The 12,359-nt window shown below is 65.7% G+C and carries 10 protein-coding genes and 2 pseudogenes; 5 read left to right on the top strand and 7 right to left on the bottom strand.

Going from position 1 to position 12,359, the window contains the following annotated elements:
- Window positions 1-29: 29 nt before the first annotated feature.
- The 3 genes and pseudogenes from AC1C2T_RS10020 to AC1C2T_RS10010 all read left to right on the top strand — a co-directional run.
- A pseudogene (locus tag AC1C2T_RS10020) lies at window positions 30-464 on the top strand (glycosyltransferase); the annotation flags it as partial.
- Between the two features lie 234 nt (window positions 465-698).
- Window positions 699-1,214: a hypothetical protein gene (locus tag AC1C2T_RS10015; RefSeq protein WP_495362764.1), complete on the top strand. Its 516-nt coding sequence runs from the start codon at window positions 699-701 to the stop codon at window positions 1,212-1,214.
- Window positions 1,198-2,337, top strand: coding sequence for a glycosyltransferase family 2 protein (locus AC1C2T_RS10010; protein ID WP_495362403.1), 1,140 nt, complete (start codon window positions 1,198-1,200; stop codon window positions 2,335-2,337). The genes AC1C2T_RS10015 and AC1C2T_RS10010 overlap by 17 nt, the downstream gene beginning before the upstream one ends.
- On the opposite strand, the gene AC1C2T_RS10005 is transcribed toward AC1C2T_RS10010, so the two are convergent.
- The 3 genes and pseudogenes from AC1C2T_RS10005 to AC1C2T_RS09995 form a co-directional block, all read right to left on the bottom strand.
- Complete coding sequence (locus AC1C2T_RS10005; RefSeq protein ID WP_495362402.1) at window positions 2,317-3,462, bottom strand: glycosyltransferase family protein; 1,146 nt, start codon at window positions 3,460-3,462, stop codon at window positions 2,317-2,319. The two genes, AC1C2T_RS10010 and AC1C2T_RS10005, sit on opposite strands and share 21 nt — an antisense overlap.
- Window positions 3,463-3,951: 489 nt before the next feature.
- Complete coding sequence (locus AC1C2T_RS10000) at window positions 3,952-4,521, bottom strand: glycosyltransferase family 4 protein (RefSeq protein ID WP_495385415.1); 570 nt, start codon at window positions 4,519-4,521, stop codon at window positions 3,952-3,954.
- Between the two features lie 24 nt (window positions 4,522-4,545).
- Window positions 4,546-5,040 (bottom strand): annotated as a pseudogene (locus AC1C2T_RS09995) (glycosyltransferase); the annotation flags it as partial.
- Between the two features lie 89 nt (window positions 5,041-5,129).
- Between AC1C2T_RS09995 and wecB the strand changes: the two are divergent.
- Both wecB and AC1C2T_RS09985 read left to right on the top strand, forming a co-directional pair.
- Window positions 5,130-6,206, top strand: coding sequence for a non-hydrolyzing UDP-N-acetylglucosamine 2-epimerase (gene wecB / locus AC1C2T_RS09990; protein WP_495385170.1), 1,077 nt, complete (start codon window positions 5,130-5,132; stop codon window positions 6,204-6,206).
- Between the two features lie 15 nt (window positions 6,207-6,221).
- Window positions 6,222-8,276: an acyltransferase family protein gene (locus tag AC1C2T_RS09985; protein WP_495385169.1), complete on the top strand. Its 2,055-nt coding sequence runs from the start codon at window positions 6,222-6,224 to the stop codon at window positions 8,274-8,276.
- 7 nt (window positions 8,277-8,283) lie between these two features.
- On the opposite strand, the gene AC1C2T_RS09980 is transcribed toward AC1C2T_RS09985, so the two are convergent.
- The 4 genes from AC1C2T_RS09980 to AC1C2T_RS09965 are packed head-to-tail and all read right to left on the bottom strand — an operon-like array spanning window position 8,284 to window position 12,321.
- On the bottom strand, window positions 8,284-9,444 hold the full coding sequence (locus AC1C2T_RS09980; protein WP_495385168.1) for a hypothetical protein: 1,161 nt from the start codon (window positions 9,442-9,444) through the stop codon (window positions 8,284-8,286).
- Window positions 9,441-10,427, bottom strand: a complete 987-nt coding sequence (locus AC1C2T_RS09975) for a glycosyltransferase family 2 protein (RefSeq protein WP_495362398.1) — start codon at window positions 10,425-10,427, stop codon at window positions 9,441-9,443. The genes AC1C2T_RS09980 and AC1C2T_RS09975 overlap by 4 nt, the downstream gene beginning before the upstream one ends.
- A complete protein-coding gene (locus AC1C2T_RS09970; RefSeq protein WP_495362397.1) occupies window positions 10,427-10,831 on the bottom strand; it encodes a GtrA family protein in 405 nt (134 codons plus the stop codon). The genes AC1C2T_RS09975 and AC1C2T_RS09970 overlap by 1 nt, the downstream gene beginning before the upstream one ends.
- Window positions 10,828-12,321 (bottom strand): DUF2142 domain-containing protein, encoded by a 1,494-nt coding sequence (locus tag AC1C2T_RS09965; RefSeq protein WP_495385167.1) that lies wholly within the window; start codon window positions 12,319-12,321, stop codon window positions 10,828-10,830. The genes AC1C2T_RS09970 and AC1C2T_RS09965 overlap by 4 nt, the downstream gene beginning before the upstream one ends.
- Window positions 12,322-12,359 lie beyond the last annotated feature (38 nt).

Raw genomic sequence — 12,359 nt, 5'->3', positions numbered from 1 at the left:
AGGGTGTGACCGGCTAGTATCGAACCGCGATGGACGAGACCCCCGACGGCGCGGCCGCGACACATTCGTCACGAGGTCCTCGCGTCGAGGCCGTTGTCTGCGTCCACAATACGTCGCGTCCAGTCGAGCGGGCCGTGGCGTCAGCATTGAAGAACACCGTCGCGACGCGAGTGACAGTGGTCGTCCACAACACAGATGTCGGCGGCGTGCGTGCACGTCTTGACAGACTCGCGGATGACACCCGCCTGCGCGTCCTGGAGTTGCACGACGGGGTGCGTTCTCCTGCGAACGCGTTCAACTTCGCCCTCGACAACGCGACAGGTGAGTTCATGAGCCTCATCGGATCCGACGATGAACTCGCACCCCATGCCCTCGATGCCTGGGTCGAACTCGCAGATCGTGTCGAGGCCGACGTTGTCGTCGCTCCCATCCGCCGTATGGGCGGCGGTGCGGTGCCGTCGCCCCGAGTCAGACCGCACCGCACGTCTGGTCTCGACGGAGACCGCGACCGTCTCTTCGAGCGAGTCGCACCGCTCGGTCTCGTCCGCCTTGATCGATTCCCCGGTCTCCGGTTCGCAGAGGGACTACCTCGAGGGGTCGACCAGGTCTTCGGCCTCCACCTCTGGTTTTCGGGGGCGGAGATCGCATTTGATCCGACGACGCCTGCATATCTTGAATGGGACGATCAGTCAGACCGGGTGACGCAGCGCGGCGGGCCGTTGGCCGACGATGTGGCGTATCTGGAAGGCATGGAAGCCGACACGGTCTTCCAATCGATGTCGCCGGCTGCACGTCGAGCGGTCGCCGCCAAGATCGTTCGCGTCCACGTCATTTCCGCAATCGCTACACGCATCTCCGATGCGGGACTCCCACACGCCGACCGGGAGGCAGTCGCGGAAACGTTACAGATATTGCGGGGCTGGGCACCGGGAGTCGACGGTCTACTGGCGGTGCGCGATCGTCGCGCGCTCAATGCGGCTCTCGACCCGACTTCGTCGGCCGACCGCCTTCGGAAGGCTATCGGCGACCGCTCGCGCTATCTCAGCCCCGGGGCCCTGATCACCGTCGATCCGCTGCGCCTGTTTCACCGCCACGCACCGCTACGATCGCTCGCGGCCGGCCGTCGAGTCGCGACGGCCATCGAAGCGGCGGCGGCTCCTGAACTCCTGCAGAGCACACCTCACGAGAAGCCGGGCGATGGACGAGACGACTGAGCCGGCCCCACGGCCGCGGATTGAAGTGGTCGTCGGCGTCCACACCGACTCTCGTCCGATCGAGCGGGTCGCGGCATCCGCCCTTCGTACCGCAGCACCGGTCACCGTTACGGTGATCGCGCACAACACCGATCCGGCAGGAATTCGCAGGCGTCTCGGGATCCTCGCCGATGATCCGCGAGTTCGCGTGATCGCACTCGCCGACGGTGTGCCCTCACCGGCCAATGCCTTCAATGCCGGTCTCGACGTGGCCATCGGCGAGTTCGTGAGCATCGTAGGGTCGGACGACGAGTTCGCGCCAGGTGCTCTCGACGCCTGGCTCGAGCTCGCGGACGCCACTCGTGCCGACGTGGTGGTGGCCCCGATCTCACGGACGAGCGGCCGTCATGGCACCGCGCCCCGTCCTCGTCCCCGACGTGTGAGCAAGCTCGACGGCGACCGCGATCGGCTCTTCGAGCGCGCGGCGCCCCTTGGCCTTCTGCGTCGCGATCGCTTCATGGATCTTCGCTTGACGCCGGGCCTCCCGCGCGGCGAGGACCAAGCGTTCACCTTGCGCCTGTGGTTCTCCGGAGCAAATGTGGCGTTCGACCCGCGACTACCGCCGTACATCGAGCACGACGATCAGAACGACCGGGTGACAAGGGCCACCGGCTCGCTGAAGAACGACCTCCTCTTCTTCGACGCGATCGAGGCCGATCCCGTCTTCGCGACCATGAGCAGGGCGGCCCGACGCGCGTTTGCAGCGAAGACGATTCGGGTCTTCGTGATTGACGCCATCGCTGCCCGCCTCGGCGACGAGGGCGTTAATGCGATGACCGGCGAGTCGCTGCGGCTCGCCCTGTCGCGCGTCGAGGGATGGGCACCGAGACCTCAGGGATTGCTCTCGCGGCGGGATCGCGCCATCATCGCCGCCGCCCTGAGTGGGCCGGGAGCATCGCAGCTGCTTCGCGGCCTGTTGGCCGGCCGCGACCGGTTCCGATCATTCGACGCGATCGTGCCGGCGAATCCCACGCTCATCTTCCACCGTCATGCGCCGCTTCGATCGCTCTTCGCACAGCGGCGGATCTCGCGGGCGCAGGTGAGCATCAGCGACGGATCGTCGTCAGCGTCGCACTGGCGATAACGCCTCGACTGCGGCTGTCCAGACTGGGAGCTGACGCTCCGCCGACAGCGCCCGCGCTGCGTCGTCTGCGGCGGACTTCCAGCCCGAGACCAGCTCTCGCGTGAGGCCGTCGAGTACAACTCGGATGTCAGCCTCTTCGAAGCCTCCCGTCGTGGCACCGAACCTATGGGCCTCGACGAGCTCCCCCATACCGGGCGTCGGGCCTACGACGATGCCAACTCGGGCCTGGACGAAGTCGAAGAACTTGTTCGGCAGCGCGAGGGCGTTGTTGGTGACGGTGGGCGGAAGAACATGGATTCCGACGTCGTGCGTATTGATGAGGCCCAACAGTTCGGCGTGCGGCACAGCATCGTGCACCGTCACCCGATCCCCGAGCTGCGTTGCAAGCTCGCGCAGTTCGTCGACGTAGGCGGGATCGTTCTGGGCCAGAAATACCGACAGCGTCACATCGGCACTCGTCTCCGCCGCGGCGCGCATCATGTTCTCGATACGACGGCTGCGCAGCGCCGCGCCGGGGTGGATCAGGCGGATGGTCCGGCCGACGGGGACCGGGGCGAGCTCACGGTACGTCGGGGAGTTGGTCACGACCGCAGCACGGATGCCGTGACTGACATATGCCTCAGCGACCGCGCCACCGACTGTCGTCACGGACGCAACCCGCGTCGCGTAACGACGAATGAGCCATTCGTAGTACGGCTTGCGCAACCGCACCCATCGGGGGTTGTCGTCGTGCAGGCCGGGGTAGTACTCGTGGAGGTCTGCATGAATGCTCTCGGGGGGTGCCAATGAGAGCGCGAGCGGCACTGTCTCGATGTCGTTCGCGAGTACGCGCGACGGCTTTGTGCGCCGTAGTGCGCGGCGTGCGGAACGCACGGCCGGATCAGTCCAGTACAGGAGGCGGTACAGGTGGAGGCGCAAGAGTGCCGCCTCAATGTAGAACCGGACCCGGCGCCGACGACCGCTCGAGTCAGGCATCGGGAGCTGGATGTGGTCGACTCCCGGTACCGCGGGACCCCATCCTGCCGTCACGATGCGACCTCGAGGCGAGAAGAGCGAGATCTCACGCAACAGCCGAGCATCGGACTGGAGGTTGGAGAACGACAAGATGAGGAGCGTCTCGGTCATCTCGTCCTTCCTAGGTTGATCACCCATGCTGCCTCGATAGGTTATCGCGATCGAGCCGACCGGCGGCACTCGCTTGCGACCCGAACGATTCCGATCCAAGCGTCGCAAAGCACATTTGCGCTCAGAGTGCCGTCGTGCACGACCTCGACGACGATCGACCGTTATCAGCCAGGCGTCGTCTCGCCTGGGAGTTGATCACGAGAGCGACCACCGCAGGTTCGAGCGTGCCCGAGGTTGCCTCGGTGGGACGTGTCGGGGAGGTCGAGGGTGGAGACGAATATGGGCTGTTCGGAGCGCGCCAACCTGTCGAGGTGGCTGATGGCGAGTGGCTCGGCTCGACGCGTCATATGGTCGTCAGCGAACGGCGAGATCGACGCGCGGTCGGGCAATTTCGGCGCCTCACTATCCATATTGTGACCCTCGAGGCGGGGATGGCACGAATCGATTCAGCCGTAGGTCGATCAACGGACTCGAATCCGTGGAGATTCATCAGACCGTAGTTCGCCGCGACGCGCGCGCCAGCGCGTACGCTTCGTGGTACCCCTCCAAGACATGCGACTCCTGGAACCGGTCACCGATCGTCGCCGCGACGCGCTCCGGGGGGAGCTCGGCCCGGCGTTGCCACAAGCTCACGACGGCATCGGCATACGCCGCCGGAGTGCGTGGCTCGACGAGGACGCCATTGTCGGCGACGATGTAGTCACGTTGCCCGCCTCGAGCCCCGATCACGACCGGTCGTCCATGAGTGATGGCCTCCAGTGCGCTGAGGCACAGCGTCTCGCCCTTCGTCGGGAGTATGAAAATGTCGGCCGCATCGAGAGCGGCCGACACCCCGGCTCCATCCACAGCACCCAGAAGAGTGAGATTGTCGTTTGCACCGGCGGCTTGCTGAAGGGACTCGCGCAAAGCACCGTCGCCGACCCACGTGAGGCTCGCGGGAAAACCGCGACGATCGAGTTCTCGCAGCGTCTCGAGGGCGAGGAGCGGGTCCTTTCCGCTCACGAGCCCACCGACTGCCACAAGGCGGATGAGGGCCGCATCGTGCGGCGGCAGGACCATAGACGCCGCCGGGACGACAGACGGCACGACCGAGATCGGGCCTGGACGATGCCGTCGCACCTGGTCTGCCAGGTACGTGCTCACAGTCGTCACGACGTCTGGTCGCCGAAGCAAGGGCGCGGTGGCCCGCAACACCGCGCGACCCCGCGGTGTCAGGGACGATGGATCGGCTACACCGGACCAGTGCTCCGAGTGCACCCATGGCAATCTCACGCGCCGACCTGCGAAAGGAAACAGAGTGGTGAACGCCTGCGTGTGGAGCACATCGGCGCCCCGGATCCTCGCCTCGAGCGGCGCCCACGCCCGGCGCAGATCGAGCGGATTGGCGCGAGAAAGCGCAATCCGGGTGACTGGGAGTCCTCTTTCGCGATCCGCGGCGATGTCGTCCGGTGAGATCAGTTCAGGCGATGCGAGATGAACGATCTCGACATCGTTCGCAGTAGCGATCAGCTCGGCGTCCCTGTGCACGAACACCCCCGACACTGGGGAGGCGATGCTCGGGTACCACGCCGTCACCATGATCACTCGCACGCGGACACTCTAGCGAAGTGCATTGGACGCTACCCTCGCGACCATGTCGTCCATGGTGATCCGTAGACTGGACTCTCGTGAAGATCGTCAGCGTCGTGGGCGCGCGCCCGCAGTTCGTCAAGCTCGCCCCCATCGCGAAGGCTGCATCCGCTGCATCCGTGGATCATGTCATCGTGCACACCGGGCAGCACTACGATCCGATGCTCTCTGACGTCTTCTTCGATGACCTCGGCATTCCCGCGCCCGACGTGCACCTGGGTGTCGGTTCGGGTTCGCACGGCGTGCAGACGGGCGCCATGCTCGGCGCGCTCGATGCCGTCTTCGACGAGCACCGGCCTGACTGGGTGCTCGTCTACGGCGACACGAACTCCACGCTCGCCGCGGCCGTCTCTGCGGTGAAGCTGCACATCCCGGTCGCGCACCTCGAGGCCGGCCTTCGCTCGTTCAACCGCCGCATGCCTGAAGAGCACAACCGCGTTCTCACCGACCACGCTGCCGACCTGCTGCTCGCGCCGACGCAGGTCGCGGTCGATCATCTGGCCGCCGAGGGGCTCGCAGCGCGGACGATGCTCGTCGGCGACGTCATGACCGACGTGCTGTTCGAGGTGCGCGATGCGATCGCCCAGCGCCCGTCGCAGCTCGTGAACGAGCTCGACCTCGCGCCCGGAGGCTTCTACGTCTCGACGATCCACCGCGCGGAGAACACCGACAACCCGGTCAGGCTGGCCGAGATCGCCGAGGCACTCGCCGGTCTCGACAAGCCCGTCATCCTGCTGGCGCACCCGAGGGTCGTTGCCAAGGCCGCGGCCCATGGCATCTCCCTCACGCAGGGGTCGCTGCTGGAACATCCGCCAGTGGCGTATCCCGACCTCATCGCGGCGGCGATTGCGAGCGCAGGTGTCGTGACCGACTCCGGCGGACTGCAGAAGGAGGCGTTCCTTCTGCGCGTTCCCTGCACCACCGTGCGCACGGAGACGGAGTGGGTCGAGACGGTCGACCTCGGATGGAACGTCCTCGCGAACACGCCGACAGAGATCGTCGCAGGGGTGGCTCGACCGGCGGCCGCGCCGACTGATGCCGCCCCCTATGGTGACGGGCACGCCGCAGGACGCGTCATCGCTGCACTCGACGAGCATCGTGCAGCTGTCTCCTGACCGCACGGTGGTCGCATGGCAGTGACGCAATCCGCCCCTCCCCGCTTCCGGCCCGACATCCAGGGTCTCAGGGCCGTGGCCGTCGGCCTCGTACTGCTTTACCACGCCGGAGTTCCCGGAGTGCCGGGCGGCTACGTGGGCGTGGATGTCTTCTTCGTCATCTCTGGATTCCTCATCTCGAGCCACCTGCTCGAGATGATCGAGCGCGACGGCCGCGTCTCGTTTGCCAAGTTCTACGCCCGGCGCGCCCGACGAATTCTCCCCGCCTCGTTCGTCGTCGCCGGGTTGACTGCCCTCGCCGTCGTGGCACTCCTCCCTCCGTTGAGCATCGAACGGATCCTGCGCGATGCCCTCGCCACGGTGCTGTACGTGCCCAATATCTGGTTCGCCGCGCAGAACACGGACTATCTCGCAGATCACGCACCCTCGCCCTACCAGCACTACTGGTCGCTCGGCGTCGAAGAGCAGTTCTATCTGCTGTGGCCGATGCTGCTACTGCTCCTGGCGCTGCTCGTCCGCCGGCGTCGTGCGCTCGTCGCCGCGGGGATAGCCGGGCTCGCCGCGGTGAGCCTCGTCGCATGCATCCTGATGACTCAGGCTCAGCAGCCCCTGGCGTTCTTCACGCTGCCGACCCGAGCCTGGGAACTACTCGCCGGCGCGCTCGTGGGTGCCGCGGTGCTCGGACGCGTGCCGCGGATGAAACCCTGGATCGCAGCGGTCGGGGGTTGGATCGGCGTGGCGATGATCCTGGCATCGGCCGTGCTCTTCGACGATGCGACGCCGTTCCCGAGCTTCGCTGCCGTGCTGCCCGTGGCGGGCACCGCAGCCGTCATCTACTTCGGCACAGCCCGACCCGTCGGCGGACCGGCGATGGCTCTGTCCGTTCGGCCGATGCAGTTCATCGGGCTCATCTCGTATTCGTTGTACCTGGTCCACTGGCCACTCCTCGTTGTGCCGCAGGCCGCGGTCGGTTACGACCGCCCCCTCGGGCTCTGGATCACCGTGCTCCTCGGAATCGTCGTAGCCCTTCCGCTCGCGTATCTGCTCTACCGATTCGTCGAAGCACCGCTTCGCTCGCCCTCCGTGCTCGCCGGGCGGCGTCCGCGAGTGACGCTGCTGGGGACCGCAGCTGTGACGGGTGTGCTCGCGCTCGCGCTCGGCACGGGAGCGGCCTGGGCAGCAACGAGGGAGCTGCCAGGAGGAGCAGCAGTCGCGGCTGCCCCGTCGTTCCCCACGTCGCCGCCCTCTGCGACATCCCATGTACCGTCGAATCTCACGCCGACGCTGGAGACTGCCGGCGACGATATGGCCTCCGTGTATGCCGACGGCTGCCACAACGACGTCGCGACTGAGACCGTGCAGGATTGCGTGTACGGCAACCCCTCCGGGTCGTTCAGGGTCGCCCTCTTCGGCGACTCCCATTCCGCACAGTGGCTGCCCGCACTCGAGCAGCTCGCAACCACCGACACTGAGATGGCCATTCACGCGTACACGAAGTCGTCGTGCCCGGCTGTCGACGTCACGGTGCTCGACAAGAACGTTCCCTATCTCTCGTGTGATCGATGGCGGGCCGCCGTCATGGCCGAACTCGCTGCGGACCCGCCGGACCTCGTCGTGTTCTCGAGCTATGCGGCCTACCCGTTGGAAGGCGCCCCAGATACGGAAGACCGACTCCGCGCGTGGGAGGACGGCGTCGAGCGATCGGTGGCTGCCTTGAACCAGGCGGGCAGCCGGGTCGTGGTCATCGCCGACACGCCACGCTTCACTGCGGCACCCGCGCTCTGCATCTCGACTCACCTCGAGGATGTGCTGCCCTGCGCGGGCGCTCGTTCGGACGTGCTCGACGCCGACCAAGCGGCGGCTGAGCACCGAGGTACTGACGCCGGCAGCGGCACGTTCGCCGATCTCACGGCGTACGTCTGCGACGAAGAGATCTGCCCGGTCGTCGTCGACAACCTGCTCGTCTATCGAGACGTGAACCACCTCACGGCGGCCTACGTGCGCTATCTGGCGCCCGCGCTTTCCGACTACCTCCGGCCGGCCGCTTCCTCTGAGACCTCGTCCGGCTGACTCGACCTCAGCCTGCGACGTACCTGCCCCGCTGCTCGCCGAGGTCGACTTCGTTCGTCCCGCGCTGGAGCCGCGCCGTCGCGTGGATCACGAGCCCCACCATGACCACGTAGAAGACGAGACCGGGGATCGCGTAGCGGAACGCGGTCGGCGTACCGTTCGTGATGTTGTACAAGGCGATCGCGAGGATCGCCCCGACGAGCAGGTGAGCCTCCGAGCGGCGCCAGAACAGCACGATACCGAGCAACGAGATCACGATGAATACGAACAGGATCGGATCGTTGGCGAGGTAGTTGTAGACATCCGTCGACACGATCTTGACCACCATGCGAGGGATCGCGAGGATCGCTTCGCCGAGGCTGTCAGTGCCCGTGGCTCTGAGGAATTGGTCGGCCTGCGAGAACGAAGGGAAAATGAGCGCCTGGAGCAGCTGACTCCCGAGACTCGCACTGACGACGACGACGGCCGGCCACATCCATACGCTTCGCCGAGAACGGCTCACGAGCATGCCGAAGAGCCACGCGCCCAGGAACGCGCCGGCGACCACCAGCGTCGACTGACGAGTGAAGGCCGAGGTAACCGTGAGGGCCGCCATCACGATGAGCAGCCATCCACGTGCGTCGCGGACGTAACGCCACGCGGCTACGAGCGTGAACGCTGTCAGCAGCGCCGAGAGTGACTCCGTGAGCATCGCCCCGTTGTAGAACACGAGGTACGCACTCGTGTTGACCATCAGCATGACGGCGACAGTTGGGACATTGCCGAAACGTCGCATGAGGATGAGTGTCAACACGATCATCAGCGCAAGCGAGATCAGGAATGTCGTCACGGCGAGGCCGATCGGGCCGAACATGGCCACGAACGGTGTCGCCAGCGCCGAGAGCACAACCCTCGGCTGGACGAGGCCCCACCCGAACATGAGGTCGACACCGGGGATCTCGGTAATCCCGTACCCGGCGGCGAATTCGGCGACTCGGTCGTGGGCCTCTTGTGGACTCGCGCCGAGGAACCAGAACGCTTTCGCGAGGTAGTGGGCGGAGTCAGGAGCATACAGCGGTTGGGTTCGCACCATCGAGACGTAGCCGATGACGAAACTGAGGCCGACGATCGCCCAAGTGAGAATCGCGGCGAAGCTGGCGCGCCACCAGGCTGCGAATGCGGAGGTCATGGTCGGGAGTCACCTTTCGGCACCGCAGTGAACGGCATCATGTTGGGTGTCGATGGGCTCGCTTGGATGTCGAGCTGCAATGCGCTGAGGAGCATCTGCGTGCCGATCATCAGTGGCAGGGCCGCGAGCATGACCGTCGCCGCCGTGGCGACAACGGAGGCGGCGACTTGGAAGCACACCCAGATCGCCACACTGAGGCCGGACACGAACAGGACGAGTCCGAGCACGAGCAGGAGCGCGATCGGCGAGAACGACCACAGCACATATCGGTACCAGATGCGTCGCCAGAATCCTTTGGTCAGCAGGCCTAGGAGCTCGGGTACAACCGTGCTGAGCCGCATGCTCGACACCTCGGCGCCGTAGATGGCCGGGATCGGCACGTCGACGGCCGGCACCTGCAGGATGTTGAGGTGGATGAGCAGGTCGTTCTCGAAACTGTAGCGCCGTGCAACGCGATCGAGGTCGATGCGCTTGAGTACCTCCGTGCGGATGGCCGTGTAGCCGTTCTGTGGATCGAAAAGGTTCCAATATCCACTGGCGAGTTTCGTCATGAACGAGAGCACGATGTTGCCGAAGACTCGGTGCTTCGGCATCCCGTGGAACGACTCAGGTGAGAAGAACCGGTTCGCCTTCGCGAATCCGTAACCCTGGGTGGTCACTCGCTCGAGCAGCGCCGGCAGGTAAGACGGATCCATCTGCGCGTCGCCGGCCATGACGACATTGACATCCGAGCCCGCCGCCAGCGCCGCACGATGACCGGTGATGATAGCGCCGCCGACTCCGGTGTTCACGTCGTGGCGGATGAGCTCGACGCGGGGGTCCGTCGAAGCTCCGACGATCTCGCTCGTGGCGTCATTGCTGCAGTCGTCGACGATGACGATGTGATCCACGAAGGCCGGCATCGTCTCGATGACGGCGGCGATCATCTTCTCTTCATTGAATGCCGGGACGACCGCGGCGATGCGGGCACCTTCGAATACCATCAGGGCTCCTGGCTTGTTGCTTCATGCGATCGCGGACTCTCGGCGAACACCCACCAGCGGTAGGCGAAGTAGCCCCAGATAGTCGTCGCCGCGGTGGCGACCACCTTGCCGACCGCCCAACCTGCCGCCGTCTGGTCCAAGAGGGTCACAATGGCGGCGGTCGCGACCGTGTTGATCGCGACGAGGATCGTGTACCGGACGAGCGCGCGCCCGTGAGGTGCGCGTGACATGAAGCCGAGCGTGCGTTGAATCGTGTACGTGAACGCGAAGCTCATGAGAAACGCGACGGTCGCGGCAAGGGCGGTCGGCCAGCCGAACACTTCACGGAACAGGGCGAGCAGTCCGAAGTCCACGAGGAACGCCAAGAAGCCGGCGCCAAGGTATCGGAGGATGCCCGTGATCACGCGATCTCCTCGGATGGCTGCTTTCGAAGCCAGCGCAGCATGACGAAGATCGCACCTGCGAACGCGAGCGAACCGATCGCCCAGACCACCATCGGCGAGATGGGGATGTCCCACCACCACTCGACATGGTGATTGAGGTTCCAGTCAGTGACGTCGAGGCCGGAGATGTAGCGTCGGATGTTCGTGTGGAGCGCCACAGCATTGGCAACGACGAGCGCGCCCCCGACCAGCCATATCTGCGTCGTTGTGAAGTCGATCCTCCGACCGGCGACCTGCACGAGTGCCACGCCGCCGAGCATCACCATCAACGGCAGGATGTAGCGAGGCTGAACCTCCGAGCCGACGACGACGCGGCTTTGGACGAGGACCCAGACAGGGACGAGCACCAAAGCGGCGGTGACGACGCCGAGAGCGGCCGCCTTCCGCCACGACATCGAGCGAAGTCCGGCGAAGACCACGGCCGCGAACACTCCGAGCGCACCCACCCAGACGACCGCGGGCATCGGCGTATCCAGCCAGCCCAGGTTCCAGGTCCCGAACACACCCGCCCAGAGAGATGGGACGTTGACGAGGTTCTGGAACACGAGCTCTGAGATCGGTAGCGACGAACGATCGGACTGTCCGGTCAAGCCTGCCGACAGCACGCCCGATTGCCCCGTGACGATGAAGAAGAGAGCGGCCATCAACAGGGCGGCGATGAACGGCGCGACGGCGACGAGGAAGCGCTTCGATCGCTCGGCAGACAGGATGGAGGCGACCACCACCCCGATGCCCGCGTACGCAGCAGCATCGGCCCGTGCTCCGGCACCCATGAGTGTCGCGACGACGGCAAGCGCGAACAGGGCCCACTTTCGCCAGCCACTCGAGGAGAAGTACCCGAGCGTGGCGAGCCAGACGCTTCCGCCGCTGATCACCGCCCACGCACTCGGATTGTTGGAGGCGATGAGGAACAGGCCAAGTGGTACCAGCCCGATCATCCACATCCACATCGACGTCGAGCGCAGTCGACTGGGAAGCAGGAGGTGGAGTGCGACGGCGACGACAAGGAAGATCGCGATGTTGAGCACGCGCAACAGGATCATGGTCAGGTCGCTGAAGGCCTGACCGGCGAAGACCCCCATGGCGGTGTAGTAGATCGGAGGGTAGCTTCCTGCGAAGTTGCCGCGGTTCGTCTCGACCAGAGGATCCGCCCCATCGGCGCGTTCAACGCAGCCTGCACTCACCGACGACTGGAACTTGAAGCACTCCCCCGCGTCGGCAAGATCGGTCGTCACCGCGCGCAGCTTCGGCTCACCCTCGACGTTCTCGCATGTGCCCGACTTCTCGCCGGTCGCGCACCAGATGCTCGTCAGATGGAATTCGTCATCCGGGCTCGAGCCGGCAGGCGACGACATTGCCCAACAGGCGAGAGCGATGAGGGCGAGAAGCGGTGCAAATGCGAGGAGGCGGAGTCGCCGGGACGTCGACGCTGCTTCGCTTCTCTCAGTCACCCGACGATCTTAGCCGTGGAGCGCGCGGCCCCAACGCG

Source organism: Agromyces sp. Y558 (assembly GCF_059445415.1).
The sequence above is the reverse complement of the archived record's forward strand: the minus strand, read 5'-3'. Positions and strand labels throughout refer to the sequence as shown.